The following is a 16,091-nucleotide window of genomic DNA, read 5'->3' on the forward strand; positions in this document are numbered from 1 at the left end:
TCAGTGTCCTCCGGGATCGGGCGGCGCCGCGCCGGCGTTGCCCCGCGGCGCCCCGTCGCTCGAGGCGTCGGACTCCCCGAGGATCAGCAGCGGATTGAAGCCCTGCCGCACCAGTCCCAGCTCGCCGACCAGCAGGTCCAGCGTCAGCGTCGCCAGGTCGTCGGCCAGCGGCTCGACCTGCAGGTCCTTTTCCATGTGGACCTGCTTCAGGTAGTGGCCGCAGGTCCCGCAGCACTCCGCCGCGACGGCCTCCGACTTGTTGCCGTCGGCGTCGACGAGGCTCTGGAAGGTGATGCCCTTCGTGCCCTGGCAGTGCGTGCACTTGATGCGCACGTAATGCCATTGCGAGCCGCAGAGCGAGCAGGCCAGGAAACGCAGCCCGGACTGCTCCGCCGCGATGCGCGTGATCGAGGCCACCGGCCGCGAGCCGCAGCACGGGCAGACCGTTGGGTCGTCGATCATGCCGAAGGGCGCGACGTGCTCGCCCTGGTCGCTGCCGTCGTAGCGCGCCTGCAGCTGCACGACGAGCCGCGCCCAGTACACCTGCAGGGCCGCCGCGATCAGCGGCGCCGCCGCCGGGTCCAGGCCCAGCGCGCCGCCGGCGAGCAGCGCCGACGCCTGCTGTTCCAGCCAGGCATCGTCGGCGTCGCCCAGTTGCTTCACCAGCGCCTTCGCCGGATCGGGGATCGCGGCGCTGCCCATCGCGCGCAGCAGCGCGCGGAGTTCCTCGCGCCAGACCGGATCGCGCGGGTAGGTCGCCACGTCCAGCGGCGGCAGCCCGCCGACCATCGCGCTGTTGACCAGCACCTCGGCCGGCAGATTCAGCGCGTCGGACCGCTGGAAGCGCTCATGCTGCGCCTGCGCCAACGCCGCCACGAACAGCAGGTAGTCCCGCATCGCATGCCCCTCGGCCAACTGCCTCAGACGCAGCGCGCGCTCGGCGAAGAGGCCGGGCTCCGGCACCTTCACCGGCGCGGCGCGCGCGCCGGCGTTGACCGCGATCTCTTCCGGGGTCATGACCCGGACGGGGCTGGGGGATGTCATGCGCGGGGCCGCTCCTTCGCTTCCTTGTGCCACAGCGGGTGATGGTGCGCGGCCCAGGTGTCGGTGACCGTACCACGGGTCATCGCCCGGAACGAGCCCTTGACCCAGATTGCCGCGTAGACATGGATGATGATCGTCAAGATCAGGATCGTCGCCGAGATCGCGTGCAGCAGCACGGCGATCCGACGCAACATGATGTTGCCTTCCGGGAACCAGGCGTGCCAGAACATGAAGCCGGTGACGAGCAGGATCATCAGCGTGACGACCATCACCCAGAAGACGATCTTCTGGCCGGCGTTGTACTTGGCCGCGGGCTGGACGCCTTCCTTGCCGGCGCCGGTGATCATGGTCGGGCTCTGCCGCATCCATTGCGAGTCGGCGCTGATCCAGAGGTTGTCCCGCCACATCCGCGCCGCGAGGAAGGCAAAGGCGATCACCATGCCCAGGCCCAGGTAGGGATGCAGCACGCGCGTCCACGGCCCGCCGCCGAAGAGATTGCTGAGGAAGAAGAGACTCGGGTGGAAGAAGGCCAGGCCCGAGAGCCCGGCGCACAGGAACAGCAGCACGATGAGCCAGTGGTTGAGCCGCTGGCTGTCGCGATAGCGTTGCAGCAACATGAGGATCTCCCGGTGGATCAGAGGCCGCCGCTCGGCGGGGTGTACGAGGTGCGCCGCGGCTCGCCGCCCGGCGGAACGTCAGGCCCCTCGCCGTGTTTGGCGCGCTCGTAGGCCAGTTCCTCCTCGGGGTCCGGCTCGTCGTGCGCCGTCTTCTGCGGGCCGACCTTCATGTAGTGGAAGAAGCCGGCCACCGCCGCGCCGACCATCGCGGCCACCGCCAGCGGCTTGGCCGCGCCCTTCCACAGCGAGACCAGCGGACTGATCTGCGGATCCTTCGGCAGCCCGTGATACAGCGTCGGCTGGTCCGCGTGCTGCAGCACGTACATCACGTGCGTGCCGCCGACGCCCTGCGGGTCGTACACGCCGGCGTTCTGGTAGCCGCGCTCCTTCAGGTCGACGATGCGCTCGGCGGCGAACTCATGCATGTCCTCCTTGGAGCCGAAGCGGATCGCGCCCGTCGGGCAGGCCTTCACGCAGGCGGGTTCCAGGCCCACGCCGACGCGGTCCGAGCACAGGCTGCACTTGTAGGCCTTGTTGTCCGCCTTGCTGATGCGCGGCACGTCGAACGGACAGCCGGTCACGCAGTTGCCGCAGCCGACGCAGTGCTCCGAGATGAAGTCGACGATGCCGTTCTGGTACTTCACGATCGCGCCGGGCGCGGGACAGGCCTTCAGGCAGCCGGGGTCGTCGCAGTGCATGCAGCCGTCCTTGCGGATCAGCCACTCCAGCTTGTTCTCGACGACCTCCACCTCGGAGAAGCGCATCACCGTCCACGACTGCGGGGTCAGGTCGCGCGGGTTGTCGTAGGTGCCGTGGGTCTCGCCGACGTCGTCGCGCAGGTCGTTCCACTGCATGCAGGCGACCTGGCAGGCCTTGCAGCCGATGCACGAGGAGACGTCGATCAGCTTGGCGACTTCCGTCGTCGTGCGCCGCGCGTCGGGGCTGGGCAGCGTCGTCGCGGAGCGCTTGGCGATGTCGAGGGATTGCAATGAAGACATGAGCCCTCCTCAAGCTTTTTCGATGTTGACGGTGAAGCTCTTGAACTCCGGCGTCTGGGTGTTCGCGTCGCCCACGAAGGGGGTCAGCGTGTTGACCAGATAACCGGGCTTGGCCACGCCGACGAAGCCCCAGTGATTCGGCAGCCCCACCGTGTGGACCCGCTTGCCGCCCACATCGAGCGATGCCACGCGCTTGGTCACCACCGCCACGGCCTTGATGAAGCCGCGGTTGGAGCTGACCTTCACCTGATCGCCGTTGCCGATGCCCTTCTCCTTCGCGAGTTCCTCGCCGATCTCCACGAACTGCTGCGGCTGGATGATCGCGCTGGTGCGCACGTTCTTGGTCCAGTAGTGGAAGTGCTCGGTGAGCCGGTAGCTCGTCGCCACGTACGGGAACTTGTCCGGCTTGCCGAACTGCTCGCGGTCGGCCTTGAACACCCGGCCGGCCGGGTTGTTCATCGCCTTGGCGTTGTTCGGATGCAGGGGGTTGACCGTGAGCGGCGACTCGAAGGGCTCGTAGTGCTCCGGCAGCGGACCGTCGACCATGCCGCTGGGCGCGAACAGGCGCGCCACGCCCTCGGCGGTCATGATGAAGGGCCGCACCGCGTCCTCGTCGTTGGGGTTGGCGTCCGGACGGATGTCCGGCACGTCGGAGCCGCCCCACTTGTCGGTGTAGCTGATCAGGCGCCGCTTCGGATTCCACGGCTTGCCGCTCGGATCGCAGGACGCGGCGTTGTAGAGCACGCGCCGGTTCGCCGGCCAGGCCCAGGCCCAGTTCAGCGTCTGGCCGATGCCCCACGGATCGCTGTTGTCGCGCCGGGCCATCTGGTTGCCCGCCTGCGTCCACGCGCCGGCGTAGATCCAGCAGCCGCTGGACGTCGTGCCGTCGTCGCGCAGCAGCCCGAAGCCCGACAGCTGCTCGCCCGCCTTCGCCAGCACCTTGGTCGCGTCCTTCGGATCGGTCACGTCGGCCAGCGCCTTGCCGTTGAACTCCATCGCCAGTTCCTCGGCCGAGGGGCTGTTCGGGATCTTGTACGGCCAGCTCAGGTTGACGATCGGATCGGCGTACGCGCCGCCTTCCTTCACGTACATCGCGCGCAGGCGCAGGAAGATCTCCGCGATGATCTCCGCGTCGCCCTTGGCTTCGCCCGGGGGCTCCGCGCCCTTCCAGTGCCACTGCAGCCAGCGGCCGGAGTTGGTCAGCGACCCGTCCTCCTCCGCGAAGCAGGTGCTCGGGAAACGGAACACCACGGTCTGGATCTCTTCCGTCTTCACGTCGTTGTGCTCGCCGTAGTTCTTCCAGAACTCGGCGGTCTCCGTGTTGAGCGGATCGATGATCGCGAGGAACTTCAGCTTCGACAGGCTCTCCACCACCTTCTTCTTGTTGGGGAAGGAGCCGACCGGGTTGAAGCCCTGGCAGATGTAGCCGTTGACCTTGCCCTGGTGCATCAGGTCGAAGGCCTGCAGCACGTCGTAGCCCTTGTCCCACTTCGGCAGGTAGTGGTAGGCCCAGTCGTTCTCCTTGGTCGCGGCCTTGCCCCACCACGCCTTCTGCTGGCTGACGAAGAACTTCGGATAGTTCTGCCAGAAGCTCATCTGGTTGGGACGCAGCGGCTTGAGCGCCTTGGTCTTGTAGTAGGTCTCGAGGTCCTGCTCCGAGTCCTTGGGCAGCGTCATGTAGCCGGTCAGCGAGGTCGACAGCAGACCCAGGTCGGTCAGGCCCTGGATGTTGCTGTGACCGCGCAGCGCGTTCATGCCGCCGCCGGGCTGGCCGATGTTGCCCAGCAGCAGCTGCACCAGCGCGCCGGTGCGGATGATCTGCGAGCCCTGGCTGTGCTGCGTCCAGCCCAGCGCGTACAGGATCGTCATCACCTTGCCGGGGACGGCGGTCTCGCCGATCTGCCGGCAGATCTCGACGAACTTGTCCTTGGGCGTACCGGTGATCTCGCTGACCTTCTCCGGCGTGTAGCGCGAGAAGTGGGTCTTCATGACGTTGAGCACGCAGCGCGGGTGCTGCATCGTCATGTCGACCTTGGCGAAGCCCTTCTCGTCCATCTCGTAGGCCCACGACGCGTTGTTGTAGGCGCGCTTGGCCTCGTCGTAGCCGGAGAACAGGCCGTCCTCGAACTTGTAGCCCTCATTGATGATGAAGGGCGCGTTCGTGTAGTGCCGGACGTACTCGGTCTGGATCTTGTTGTTGCTCAACAGGTAGTGGATGACACCGCCCAGGAAGGCGATGTCGGACCCCGCGCGGATGGGCGCGTAGTAGTCGCTCATCGCGGCCGAGCGCGTGAAGCGCGGGTCGACGACGATCAGCCGGGCCTTGTTGTGGTGCTTGGCCTCGATCACCCACTTGAAGCCGCAGGGATGCGCCTCGGCGGCATTGCCGCCCATGATCAGCACGAGATCGGCGTTCTTGATGTCCACCCAGTGGTTGGTCATCGCGCCGCGTCCGAACGTCGGGGCCAGACTGGCCACCGTCGGTCCGTGTCAAACGCGGGCCTGGTTGTCGAACGCGAGCATCCCCGTCGAGCGCATCGCCTTGTGGGTGATGTAGCCCGATTCGTTCGAGGACGCGGAAGCGCAGATCATGCCGGTCGAGAGCCAGCGGTTGACGGTCTTGCCGTCCGCGTTGGTCGCGATGAAGTTGGCGTCGCGGTCGGCCTTGAGCAGCTTGACGAAGCGGTTCATCGCCTCGTCCCAGCTGACGCGCTTCCACTCCTTGGATCCCGCCTCGCGGATCTCCGGGTACTTCAGGCGGTTGGGGCTGTGGACGAAGTCCAGCAGGCCCGCGCCCTTCGGGCACAGGGTGCCGCGGTTGACCGGATGATCGGGGTCGCCCTCGATGTGGATGATCTCGGAGGTGACGTTCTTCGCCTTGTCTCCGAGCGAGTACATGATGATCCCGCAGCCCACCGAGCAATAGGGGCAGGTGTTGCGGGTCTCGGTCGCCCGGGCAAGCTTGAACTGGCGCGTCTCGGCCAGTGCGGCAGTCGGGGAGAAGCCCAACGCCACGAGGCTGGAGCCCATCACGGCCGCCCCGCTCACCCGGAAGAAATGCCTCCGGTTCATGTCCATCTTGTGCCTCCTGGGCTCGCCCTTCAGGCGACCTGGGTGAAATGCACGACCGTCACGCGGCCCGTTCGAGCATTTCGGCACAAAGCCATCGCTTTGTCCAATGAGGACTCACCCTCTCACGAGAGGAAGAACCGCAGGGCGCACCGCGATTCACGATGGCTTTTTCTGCGGGGGCTTCTTGTGCGGTGCAGCGGACGGTGCGACCCGCCGCGCAGGCCGGTCCCCCTCTCCGCTCAATCTCCTCCTCGCCGCTCGGAATTCGCTCCGAGGGGGACCGGCCTGCGCGGCTCCCGTTGCAGTGCAGCACTGCGTCGAAGATGCAGGAGGCGGGTCGGGTGGGGTCAGGTGTTTTTCGAGATGGTGATCGTCGGGAATTTCGACGAGTAGTCCTTCGCCTGGCCGGCCAGCTTCACGGCGATCTTGCGCGCGATCTGCTTGTAGGCCTGGGCGTGCACGCCGTCGGGTTCGGCAACGACCGTCGGCTTGCCGCTGTCGGCCTGCTCACGGATAGACAAGGCCAGCGGCAGCGAGCCGAGCAACTCCTGGCTGTACTGGTCCGCCATGCGCTGGCCGCCACCGCTGCCGAAGATGTGCTCGGCATGACCGCAGTTGCTGCAGATGTGGATGGCCATGTTCTCGACGATGCCCAGGATCGGCACGCCGACCTTCTCGAACATCTTCAGGCCCTTCTTCGCGTCGATCAGCGCGATGTCCTGCGGCGTCGTCACGATCACCGATCCGCTCACGGGCACACGCTGCGACAAGGTCAGCTGGATGTCGCCCGTGCCCGGCGGCATGTCGATCACCAGGTAGTCCAGGTCGCGCCAACGCGTCTGGCGCAGCAGCTGTTCCAGTGCCTGCGTCGCCATCGGACCGCGCCAAACCATCGCCTGGTCGTCCTCGACCAGGAAACCGATCGACATCAGCTGCAGGCCGTGCGACTCCAGCGGCTCCATCGTCTGGCCGTCGGTGCTCTCCGGACGCCCGTGGACGCCCAGCATCAACGGCAGGCTGGGACCGTAGATGTCGGCATCAAGCAGGCCGACCGTCGCGCCTTCCGCCGAGAGCGCCAGCGCCAGGTTGGCCGCGGTCGTGCTCTTGCCGACGCCGCCCTTGCCGGACGCCACCGCGATGATGTTCTTCACCCCGGGCAGCAGTTGCACGCCGCGTTGGACGGCATGCGCGGTGATCTTGGTCGTCACGCCGACGCTGACGTTGCCCACGCCCGGCACCGAGCGCGCCGCCTCGACCAGCGCCGCGCGCAACGCGTCGATCTGGCTCGCGGCCGGATAGCCCAGCTCGATGTCGAAGCTGACCGCGTCGCCCTGCACCTTGAGGTTGCGGAGTTGCTTCGTGGAGACGAAGTCGCGCCCGGTGTTGGGATCGACCACCTGCTGCAGGGCCTGCTGCAGTTGCGCTTCTTGGATCTGGGGAGCTTGGGACATGGGCGGAGAGGATCGTGGCGATCGGAGGAATGTCGGCGGGCAGTCTAGCCGAGCGGCCAAAACCCGATACTCGAAGGCGGATGCCGGAATCAGTTTCCGGAGCAGAAAAGACAAAAGGGGTTGCAGCACTGCTGCAACCCCTTTGTTCTGGTGGGCCCTGAAGGATTCGAACCTTCGACCAACGGATTAAGAGTCCGCTGCTCTACCAACTGAGCTAAGAGCCCGAAATTCTTTTCGTCTTGCGAGTTTCTATCGAAACTTGCGAAGCCGAGATTATGTCAGATATTTTGATCTCGTCACACCAGATCCCCGCTGACATCGTTTCATCATCCGTGAATCGCACGCAACATCTTGCGCCGTTTCGCTCTGACGATCCGACAAGGATCGGTGGTGGGCCCTGAAGGATTCGAACCTTCGACCAACGGATTAAGAGTCCGCTGCTCTACCAACTGAGCTAAGAGCCCCCGAGACATTCAACTGCCAGTCATTCCACTGACAGCCATCTGAAGCGATGGTGGGTCGTGCAGGATTCGAACCTGCGACCAACGGATTAAAAGTCCGCTGCTCTACCGACTGAGCTAACGACCCGAAGCTGCTTCAAGCAAAGAAGGCCAAGTTGCCCGGGCCTTCGCTGCATTGCTTCGAGGTGTTTGCCCCTCAGCAGAGCCTCACATTATAGGACGGTTTTTTGCGGTCGCGCAAGCGCCTTCAGATACCGTTTCACCAGCTCCGCCGCACCGACCATGCCGAAGCCGGCGGTGACCGCCACGCTCGATCCGTAGCCGTGGCAATTCAGGTTGCCGTCGAGGTCGCAGGCGTCGACGCCTTCCGGCCGCGTCACCGGTTCGCGCGAGAACACGCAGGTCACGCCCATCGCGCCTTGGCGTGGCGCCGCGTGGAACTTGCGCAGCCGCTGGCGCAGATTGGCCAGCAGCGGGTCATGCGTGGTCTCGGAGAGGTCCAGGATCTCGACGTCCTGCGGGCGATGCTTGCCGCCGGCGGCGCCGATGCAGATCTGGGGGAGCTTGAGCGCCCTCGCCCAGGCGGCGATCTGCGCCTTCGCGCGCACCTGGTCGCAGGCGTCGACAATGCCGTCGACCTGCACGTCACCAAGCAGCGAGGGCCAGTTCTTGTCGTCGACGAAGTCCTCGATGGTGACGACCTCGCAGCCGGGGTGGATGTCCGCGATGCGCTGCTTGAGCGCCTCCGCCTTGGCCATGCCCAGCGTGCTGCCGAGCGCCTGCACCTGGCGGTTGATGTTGGATTCGGCGACGTGGTCGAGGTCGACCAGCACCAGCCGGGCGACGCCCATGCGCGCCAGCGCTTCGACGACCCAGGAGCCCACGCCGCCCAGCCCCACGACGCAGAAACGCGCCGCGCGCAGCCGCGCGTAGTCCCGCTCGCCATGCAGGCGGCGCAGACCACCGAAGCGGCGCTCCGCGTCCGCTTCCAGATCGAGGGGGCCGTGCCCGGTCTCCAGACTCAAGATCGTTGCGCGCCGGAGCGCGTCCTCAGCAGGTCAGCAGGTCAACCTAGATCGGCGCACGGATCAACGCAGTCCGGCCGCGCGTTCCTTGGCCGCCTTCGCGGCCTCGCTGCCGGGATAGGCCTTCTGCAGGTCTTCCAGCGTCTTGCGGGCGCTCTTGGTGTCCTTGAGCTCGATCTGGCAGTTGGCGATCGCCAGCAGGCTCTCGGCCGCGCGCGGGTGGTCCGGGTTCGCGGCGACGAAGGCCTTGAAGGTCGCGATCGCGCCCTTGTAGTCGCGCTTGCCGTATTGCGCGTTGCCCAGCCAGAAGCGCACCGAGTCGGAGAAACCGCTCGCCGGGAAACGCGTCAGGAAGGACGTGAAGGCGGAGGTCGCCTCGTTGAAGTCGCCGCGGCGGATCAGGCCCATCGCGGCATCGAACTGGCGCTTCTCTTCCGGATCGGCCTGGAATTCCTTGCCGTCCAGCGATACCTTCTGCGGCTCCAGCGGGCGCAGCCGGTTGTCGAGCGTGGCCGACTGGTCGGTCACCTTGCGCTGGGTTTCGGACAGATCGCGCGCCAGCTGTTCGTTCTGGCCGCGCATCTTGGCCAGGTCCGACTTCAGCGCCTCGATCTGTCCGGACAGATCCAGCAGGCCGCGTCGCGCGACCTCGAGCTGGCTCTGCAGTTCCGTGACACGGGCACGCTGCGCCTCATCGTTCTGCGCCATCTTGGTCCGCAGGTCGAGGATGGCCTTGCGGGCCTCGTCGTCCTCGAACAGGGCCGCCCGCGCGGGGCCGGCGGCGCTCAGGGCCATCAGCACGCCGATCAGCGCGGCCTTGGCCGCCGGGATCGGCGCGAAGGGGAAGGAACGAGGGAATCGCAGCATGCTCATGTCACCGGATCACTTGTCGCGCAGTTCGACGCGACGGTTCTTGGCCCACGCCTCTTCGTTGTGGCCCGTGTCGGTCGGACGCTCCTTGCCGAAGCTCACCGCCTCGACCTGGCCCGAGGACACGCCCAGCAGCGTCAGCGACTTGGCGACGGCTTCAGCGCGCTTCTGGCCCAGGGCCAGGTTGTACTCGCGGCCGCCGCGCTCGTCGGCGTGACCTTCGAGACTCAGCTGCAGCGCCTTCTTGTTGTTCAGGCGCTTGGCGTGGTTCTCGATCAGGCTGCGGTACTCGTCCTTGACGACGAAGCTGTCGAAGTCGAAGAACACGACGCGCTGGTTGGACACGGCGGCGTCCAGCTGGGCGCCCAGGTCGACGGTCTCGACCTTGCGCTGGCTGTTCGTGTTGGTGTCGGGCGCGGTCGGCTGCTGGGTGACGACCGGGGTCTTGTTTTCAACCTGGGCCGGTTCATCCAGCTTGGTCGAGCTGCAGGCGGACAGGGCTGCGGCGGCCACCAGGCCAAGCATCAGTTTTTCGAATTTCATGGGCATACGCTCCTAGAGGTCAAGCGGGCGGGAGTTACGGTCTGGACATGGCGGTGGACAGCGCCGCCGGTGAAGCCGCGGGGAACAGCAATTGTGAATCATCGGCTAACACATCCGTGGGGCAGGCATGCCCGCGCGGAAGGCCGGCCGGATCGTCACGATCACGCTTCGCACGGGACGGGCGAAGCGCGACGCCAACGTAGGCAATCCATGTGCCCGGCGTTGCGAAATCCTTCAATTTCTCGAACGGACGCAAGGTCGGCCCCTGGAACGCTCAGTTGCCGAAGGGGCCCCAGGCGGGCTCCCGGATGTCCGAGACACCCGGCGTGGCCAGCTTGGCCTTGACCTTGCCGTCGAGCGTGGTCGTCATCAGGACGTCGCGGCCGCCGGCGCGGGTGGCATAGACGATCAGCTTGCCGTTGGGCGCGAAGCTGGGGCTCTCGTCCTCGGTGGTGTCGGTGATCTGCTGGACCTGGCCGCTGCCGAGATCCATCACGCACAGCTTGAAGGTGCCGCCGCCCACGCGCGTGACGTAGGCCATCGTGCGGCCGTCGGGACTGATCGACGGGCTGATGTTGTAGCTGCCGTTGAAGGTGACCCGTTCCGCATTGCCGCCGCCGGCCGGCATGCGATAGATCTGCGGCGCGCCGCCGCGGTCGCTGACGAAGTAGATCTGCGCGCCGTCGGGCGAGAAGGTCGCCTCGGTGTCGATGGCGGAGGTCTGCGTCAGGCGCTTGGCGCCCGAGCCGTCCTTGTTGATCAGGTAGAGCTGAGAGCCGCCTTCGCGCGACAGCGTCACCACCAGCTGCTGGCCGTTGGGCGAGTACGACGGGGCGCTGTTGGTGCCGCGGAAGTCCGCGACCTTGCGGCGCTTGCCGGTGCGCAGGTCCTGGATCCAGACCACGGCCTTGCGCGACTCGAAGCTGACGTAGGCGACCTCGTTGCCGTCCGGCGACCAGGCCGGCGAGATGATCGCCTCGGGGCTGTTGAGCACGGTCTGCTCGCCCTCGCCGTCGGCGTCGGAGACGCGCAGCGAGTACCGCGGGCCGGCCTTGTTCACGTAGACCAGCCGCGTCGCGAAGACGCCGCGCTCGCCGGTGAGCTTCTGGTAGATCGTGTCGGCGATCTTGTGCGCCGCCAGGCGCAGGTCGCCGGCGACGACGGGGATGCTCTCGCTGCCCAGGTCCGAGCCCTTGACGACGTCCCAGAGCCGGTAGCGCACGTCGAAGCGGCCATCGGCCAGGCGCGTCGCGGAACCGGCGGACAGCGCGTCGGCGGCACGGGCGCGCCAGTCGACGAACTGGGGCTGGGAGGTCTCGCTCATGCCGGTCTGGCCGGGCACGATGCTGAACTGGCCACTGCGCTCGAGGTCGGCGCGGATGATCGCCGCCAGCGGCTGGCCAGTGGCCGATTCATTGTTGAAGTCGCTGATCGCGATCGGCAGCCGGGTGGCGCCGACGCCGGCGATCTCGACCCGGAACTGCGCGAGCGCCGGCATCGCCAGCCCTGCGGCCATGCCGCCGAGCAGTCCACGGCGCGTCAACGCGCTGATGCCGGCAGGAAGAAGAGCGGAGGGGGTGGCAATCGTCTTGGTGCTCATCGGCTTGCGGAACGAATGGAGGCCTGATTGTGCCCGAGGCCCGGACGGGTGTTACGCGACAGCGAGGTTACAAAGGGCAAGGCCGACGGCAAGCGGCGCGCCACCCTGCTTGAACAAGTCGGTCGCTGACCCGAACCAGTCGGTTTCGACTGCATGTTCAGTGAGTTCCAGTCATAGCGTTGAATCAGCCGATTTCCCAGAATCACTCCTTTCGCCGGCGCGCCCCGCACCGTCCCCAGCGCGGCCACAGAAAGGAAGTCATGCCCGACCCGACGCCCGACCCGCCCGCCCCGCCCGCCCCGCACGTCAATCGACCGCCCTCCCGATCCTTCCTCGACGGCCGTCTGCGTCTGCCGCGCATTGGCGACGCCGCCCGACCGTGGCTGATCGCGATCGCCTGGCTGATGTGCGCCGGACTCTTCAAGGCCGCGCTGGCCCAGACCGCCGACAGGTTGCCCGACAGGTTGCCCGAGGCCTCGACGGACGCCGGCGCGCCGTCGGCGCCCTCCTTGACACTCGTGATCCCGTTCAGCGCCGGCAGCGGACCGGACCACGTCGCGCGCACGATGGCGCGGGTCTGGACCGAGCGTTCGGGCCAGGCGGTCGTGGTGCACAACCTCCCGGACCGCGAGGGTTACCGCGCCGCGCGCGAGGTGGCGACCGCGCGACCCGACGGGCAGGTCCTGCTGCTGACCTGCAGCCCTTTGCTGGAGCGTCCCGCGCGCCTGGTCGACGATCCCTTCCAGCCGCCGGCCGCGTCGGCGGAGGACTTCACCCCGATCGCGCGCGTCGGCCAGCTCCCGTTCGTCACCGTGTTCCCGCGGGGCATGTTCGGTCGATGGCTGACGCCGCTGTCCCCGCCCCCGTCCTTGGCCAGCCTGGCCGGCGCCCTTCCCGCCTCGAGGGTCGACCGGTCGGCGTTGACCGATCCGCCGGACCGGGCGGACTTCGACGCGCTCGACACCCGCGACACGCCCGCCTGGAACGCGTTGCTCGCCCCACCGCGCCTGCCGCGCGAGCTCGCGGCCCGGCTGCGGGCGGACTGGGGTCAGGTCGTGTCCGACGCCCGCGTGCGGCTCGCGCTGGCGCAGAGCGGGGCCGAACTCTGGGAACGGATTCCCAAGGAGGCCTCGCGATGACCGGCAGTTCCTTCAAACACGTCGTCGCGGCGACGGCGCACTTCCACCGCCTGGTCCGCGCCCGGCTGGTGATCGAGGACGGCCTCGCTCACGCACAGACGCAGATCCTCGGCGCGGCGAGGCTGGCCGGCCTGCTGATGTTCCGCAGCTTCCGCGTCGACATCGCCGCGCTCGCGCCGGGCATGCGCCTGCCGTCGGAAGAGGCCGAGCTCCACGGCGCCCGGCTGCGCGAGGTGCTGATGGCGACCCTGCAGCAGCTCGGCCATGCGCTGCATGTCGACGATGTCGATCACCGCTGCAAGACCGGGGCCCTGTCGCGGCTCGCGTTCATCGAAGTGCACGAGCGCCTCACCCCGCCGGCCCTGGCGTATCTCGAGCAGTCGCCGATGGGCGTGCGCGATGCCGCCGTGGCCGCGGCCACCGCGACCGCCGGCTTGATCCATGACCATGCGCCAGCGATGCCCGCGCACCAGGCCACGGCGCTCGCGCTCCATGGCTTCGAGGAAGGCCTGACGACGGTGCCCTGGCCCCTGGGGGCGACCAGCGCCGCCATCTTCGGCCAACCCTCCTGCGCCTACATCAGCACGATGTCGTAGTGCTCGGTCTGGTTGGTCGGCTCGGCGGTCAGCGAGATCGGCTTGCCGATGAAGTCCGAGAGGCCGGCCAGGTGCTGGTTCTCCTCGTCGAGCAGCATCTCGACGACGTTGGCCGCCGCCACCACGCGGAACTCCTTCGGATTGAACTGCCGCGACTCGCGCAGGATCTCCCGCAGGATCTCGTAGCAGATGCTGCGCGCGGTCTTGACCTGACCGCGGGCGTCGCAGGTCGGGCACGGCTCGCAAAGCATGCGGGCCAGCGACTCGCGGGTGCGCTTGCGCGTCAGCTCGACCAGCCCCAGCTGCGTGAAGCCGCCGATGGTGACCTTGGTGCGATCCCGGCTCAGCTGCTTGCGGAACTCCTGCAGCACGGCGGTCTTGTGCTCCTCGCGGGTCATGTCGATGAAGTCGACGATGATGATCCCGCCCAGGTTGCGCAACCGCAGTTGGCGCGCGATGGCGCCGGCCGCCTCGAGGTTGGTCTTGAAGATCGTGTCGTCGAAATTGCGCGCGCCGACGAAGCCGCCGGTGTTGACGTCGATCGTCGTCATCGCCTCGGTCTGGTCGATGATCAGGTAACCGCCCGACTTCAGGTCCACGCGCCGCGCCAGCGCGCGGGCGATCTCGGCGTCGATGTTGTTCAGGTCGAAGATCGGGCGCTCACCCCGGTACAGCTCCAGCTTGGCGGTCGCCGCCGGCATGTAGGTCTCGCCGAACTGGCGCACCACGTCGTACTGGAGCTTGGCATCGATCCGGATCGAATTGGTCCGGTCGCTGGCCAGGTCGCGCAGCACGCGCTCGACCAGGCTCAGGTCCTGGAACAGCAGGCTGCCGGGCGGCAGGGTCAGGGACTTGTCGCGGATCGAGTTCCAGGTCTTGCGCAGGTAGCCGATGTCGGCGCCGATTTCCTCGTCGCTGGCTTCCTCGGCATTGGTGCGCAGGATGAAGCCGCCCGTGTTGCCGTCCTGCACGCCGGCCGACACCAGCGCCTGCATGCGCGCCCGCAGCGCGTCGCGCGCCTCGGGCGAACCGATCTTCTGCGAGATGCCGATGTGGTTGTCCTGCGGCAGGTGCACGAGCAGCCGGCCGGCGATGGAGATCTGCGTCGACAGCCGCGCGCCCTTGGTGCCGATCGGGTCCTTGATGACCTGCACGGTCAAGGCCTGGCCCTCGTAGACCTGGCGCTCGATGGGCACGGCCTGGGCGGAGTCCCCGTGCGGGCCGTGATGGCCGCGGGGATTCACGCCGTTCAGGTGCAGGTCCGCGACGTGCAGGAAGGCCGCGCGCTCCAGCCCGATGTCGATGAACGCGGACTGCATGCCCGGCAGCACCCTCGCGACCTTGCCGAGATAGACGTTGCCGACGAGGCCGCGTTCCAGCGTCCGTTCGATGTGCAGTTCCTGTACGGATCCGTTCTCGACCACAGCCACCCGCGTCTCCTGCGGGGTCCAGTTGATCAGGATGTCTTCCATGTTCTTGTACTCCAGCGCTCTCGTCAGCCTCGGGGCTGGCGGCAACGCTCGAGTCGCCTTCCGGAAAGCTTTGTCGGTCCAGGGTCCGCTGCTGCTCCGCTTTCTCGTCCGTGGTCAGACTGGGAAACCGGCCTCCCGCAACAGCTCAGCCGTTTCAAACAACGGCAGGCCCATGATGCCCGAATAACTGCCGGCGATGTGTTCGATCCAGGCGGCCGCCTGACTTTGTATCGCATAGGCGCCGGCCTTGCCCATGGGTTCGCCCGAAGCCACATAGGCGCGCAGGCGTTCGTCGCCGATCACGGCGAAGCGCACCAGCGACACGTTGACCGCGCTCAGTCGGCGGCCGTCCGGCAGGCCCACGGCAACGGCCGTCAGCACGCGGTGCTCGCGGCCGGACAGGCTGGCCAGCATCGCCGACGCCTGCGCGGCGTCGTCCGGCTTGCCGAGGATGCGATCACCCAGGGCCACCGTCGTGTCGGAACACAGCACGGGCGCGAGCGGCAAACCGCGGCGTTCGCGACGCTGCAGCGCAGCATCGAGCTTGGCGACGGTGACGCGGCGCACGTAGTCGTCGGGGGACTCGCCGGCGATCACGGCTTCCAGCGCCTCGGCGTCTTCGTCGGCGCCGGGCAGCAGCAGTTCGTGACGAACGCCGATCTGCTCCAGCAACTGTCGCCGACGCGGACTCTGCGAGGCGAGGTACAGGAAATCTGCGGACATCGTCAGCTCACTCGCGGTGGTACGGATGGCCTTCCATGACCGACCACGCCCGATAGAGGCCTTCGGCCAACAGCACGCGGACGAAGGCGTGCGGCAAGGTCAGGTCGGACAGGCGCAGCTTCTCGTCGGCGCTCGAATTGATGCTGTCGTCGAGGCCGTCCGGTCCGCCGATGAAGATCGCGACGTCGCGCCCGTCGCCGCGCCAGAACTCGAGCCGCTGCGCGAGCTGCTTCGAAGTGACGCGCTCGCCGCGCTCGTCGAGGATGACCCGCCGGGCGCCCTTGGGGCAGGCGGCGTCGAGGCGCAGCGCCTCGGCCGCCATCAGCTGCTCGGTCGACTTGCCGGTGGTGCGCGGTTCCGCCTTCACCGCCTTGAGCTCCAGCCGCATCTCGGGCGGGAAGCGCTTGGCGAAATCCTCATAGGCCTCATCGGCCCAGGCCGGCATCTTCTGCCCGACCGCGCACAACACCAGCCGCACGG

14 protein-coding genes and 3 tRNA genes are annotated in these 16,091 nt (G+C 67.5%); 2 read left to right on the forward strand and 15 right to left on the reverse strand.

What is annotated here, in order from left to right; genetic code table 11:
• The 12 genes from fdhE to tolB form a co-directional block, all read right to left on the reverse strand.
• The gene (gene fdhE / locus AC07OZ_RS17865) at nt 1-1,044 is read right to left on the reverse strand and encodes a formate dehydrogenase accessory protein FdhE (RefSeq protein WP_495468428.1); all 1,044 of its coding nucleotides are present in this window, start codon (nt 1,042-1,044) and stop codon (nt 1-3) included.
• On the reverse strand, nt 1,041-1,661 hold the full coding sequence (locus AC07OZ_RS17870) for a formate dehydrogenase subunit gamma (protein ID WP_495468429.1): 621 nt from the start codon (nt 1,659-1,661) through the stop codon (nt 1,041-1,043). The genes fdhE and AC07OZ_RS17870 overlap by 4 nt, the downstream gene beginning before the upstream one ends.
• Nucleotides 1,662-1,678: 17 nt before the next feature.
• The gene (gene fdxH, locus AC07OZ_RS17875; RefSeq protein ID WP_495468430.1) at nt 1,679-2,659 is read right to left on the reverse strand and encodes a formate dehydrogenase subunit beta; all 981 of its coding nucleotides are present in this window, start codon (nt 2,657-2,659) and stop codon (nt 1,679-1,681) included.
• Nucleotides 2,660-2,668: 9 nt separating this feature from the next.
• On the reverse strand, nt 2,669-5,737 hold the full coding sequence (fdnG, locus tag AC07OZ_RS17880; protein ID WP_495468431.1) for a formate dehydrogenase-N subunit alpha: 3,069 nt from the start codon (nt 5,735-5,737) through the stop codon (nt 2,669-2,671).
• A gap of 341 nt (nt 5,738-6,078) precedes the next feature.
• Nucleotides 6,079-7,182 carry an iron-sulfur cluster carrier protein ApbC gene (gene apbC, locus AC07OZ_RS17885; protein ID WP_495468432.1) on the reverse strand — a complete coding sequence of 368 codons (1,104 nt, stop codon included), beginning with the start codon at nt 7,180-7,182 and terminating at the stop codon, nt 6,079-6,081.
• A gap of 148 nt (nt 7,183-7,330) precedes the next feature.
• Nucleotides 7,331-7,406, reverse strand: a tRNA-Lys gene (locus AC07OZ_RS17890).
• Nucleotides 7,407-7,570: 164 nt separating this feature from the next.
• A tRNA-Lys gene (locus tag AC07OZ_RS17895) sits at nt 7,571-7,646 on the reverse strand.
• 48 nt (nt 7,647-7,694) lie between these two features.
• Nucleotides 7,695-7,770, reverse strand: a tRNA-Lys gene (locus AC07OZ_RS17900).
• A gap of 85 nt (nt 7,771-7,855) precedes the next feature.
• Entirely contained in the window at nt 7,856-8,668 is an 813-nt protein-coding gene (locus tag AC07OZ_RS17905; RefSeq protein ID WP_067269160.1) for a tRNA threonylcarbamoyladenosine dehydratase, read from the reverse strand.
• A 63-nt stretch (nt 8,669-8,731) separates the two neighbouring features.
• On the reverse strand, nt 8,732-9,535 hold the full coding sequence (ybgF, locus tag AC07OZ_RS17910; RefSeq protein WP_495468433.1) for a tol-pal system protein YbgF: 804 nt from the start codon (nt 9,533-9,535) through the stop codon (nt 8,732-8,734).
• A 15-nt stretch (nt 9,536-9,550) separates the two neighbouring features.
• Complete coding sequence (gene pal, locus AC07OZ_RS17915; RefSeq protein WP_495468434.1) at nt 9,551-10,081, reverse strand: peptidoglycan-associated lipoprotein Pal; 531 nt, start codon at nt 10,079-10,081, stop codon at nt 9,551-9,553.
• 274 nt (nt 10,082-10,355) lie between these two features.
• Nucleotides 10,356-11,681 (reverse strand): Tol-Pal system beta propeller repeat protein TolB, encoded by a 1,326-nt coding sequence (gene tolB / locus AC07OZ_RS17920; RefSeq protein ID WP_495468435.1) that lies wholly within the window; start codon nt 11,679-11,681, stop codon nt 10,356-10,358.
• Between the two features lie 260 nt (nt 11,682-11,941).
• Here tolB and AC07OZ_RS17925 point away from each other — a divergent pair, with 260 nt between their 5' ends.
• On the forward strand, nt 11,942-12,820 hold the full coding sequence (locus AC07OZ_RS17925) for a hypothetical protein (protein WP_495468436.1): 879 nt from the start codon (nt 11,942-11,944) through the stop codon (nt 12,818-12,820).
• Nucleotides 12,817-13,416, forward strand: a complete 600-nt coding sequence (locus AC07OZ_RS17930) for a hypothetical protein (protein WP_495468437.1) — start codon at nt 12,817-12,819, stop codon at nt 13,414-13,416. The genes AC07OZ_RS17925 and AC07OZ_RS17930 overlap by 4 nt, the downstream gene beginning before the upstream one ends.
• On the opposite strand, the gene rng is transcribed toward AC07OZ_RS17930, so the two are convergent.
• From rng to rlmH, 3 genes are all read right to left on the reverse strand, one after another.
• Entirely contained in the window at nt 13,395-14,888 is a 1,494-nt protein-coding gene (gene rng / locus AC07OZ_RS17935; RefSeq protein WP_495468438.1) for a ribonuclease G, read from the reverse strand. The two genes, AC07OZ_RS17930 and rng, sit on opposite strands and share 22 nt — an antisense overlap.
• 114 nt (nt 14,889-15,002) lie before the next feature.
• Nucleotides 15,003-15,611 carry a Maf family protein gene (locus AC07OZ_RS17940; protein ID WP_495468439.1) on the reverse strand — a complete coding sequence of 203 codons (609 nt, stop codon included), beginning with the start codon at nt 15,609-15,611 and terminating at the stop codon, nt 15,003-15,005.
• Nucleotides 15,612-15,618: 7 nt separating this feature from the next.
• The gene (gene rlmH, locus AC07OZ_RS17945; protein ID WP_495468440.1) at nt 15,619-16,089 is read right to left on the reverse strand and encodes a 23S rRNA (pseudouridine(1915)-N(3))-methyltransferase RlmH; all 471 of its coding nucleotides are present in this window, start codon (nt 16,087-16,089) and stop codon (nt 15,619-15,621) included.
• Nucleotides 16,090-16,091 lie beyond the last annotated feature (2 nt).

It is taken from the genome of Roseateles sp. GW821-FHT09G03 (genome assembly GCF_059416045.1).

Excerpts from the sequence above, each read along its gene's own strand:
- apbC (WP_495468432.1), bottom strand. The coding sequence starts at position 7,182 with ATGTCCCAAGCTCCCCAGATCCAAGAAGCGCAACTGCAGCAGGCCCTG.
- pal (WP_495468434.1), bottom strand. The coding sequence starts at position 10,081 with ATGAAATTCGAAAAACTGATGCTTGGCCTGGTGGCCGCCGCAGCCCTG.
- tolB (WP_495468435.1), bottom strand. The coding sequence starts at position 11,681 with ATGAGCACCAAGACGATTGCCACCCCCTCCGCTCTTCTTCCTGCCGGC.
- rng (WP_495468438.1), bottom strand. The coding sequence starts at position 14,888 with ATGGAAGACATCCTGATCAACTGGACCCCGCAGGAGACGCGGGTGGCT.
- AC07OZ_RS17940 (WP_495468439.1), bottom strand. The coding sequence starts at position 15,611 with ATGTCCGCAGATTTCCTGTACCTCGCCTCGCAGAGTCCGCGTCGGCGA.
- AC07OZ_RS17870 (WP_495468429.1), bottom strand. The coding sequence starts at position 1,661 with ATGTTGCTGCAACGCTATCGCGACAGCCAGCGGCTCAACCACTGGCTC.
- AC07OZ_RS17930 (WP_495468437.1), top strand. The coding sequence starts at position 12,817 with ATGACCGGCAGTTCCTTCAAACACGTCGTCGCGGCGACGGCGCACTTC.
- AC07OZ_RS17925 (WP_495468436.1), top strand. The coding sequence starts at position 11,942 with ATGCCCGACCCGACGCCCGACCCGCCCGCCCCGCCCGCCCCGCACGTC.
- ybgF (WP_495468433.1), bottom strand. The coding sequence starts at position 9,535 with ATGCTGCGATTCCCTCGTTCCTTCCCCTTCGCGCCGATCCCGGCGGCC.
- fdhE (WP_495468428.1), bottom strand. The coding sequence starts at position 1,044 with ATGACATCCCCCAGCCCCGTCCGGGTCATGACCCCGGAAGAGATCGCG.
- fdxH (WP_495468430.1), bottom strand. The coding sequence starts at position 2,659 with ATGTCTTCATTGCAATCCCTCGACATCGCCAAGCGCTCCGCGACGACG.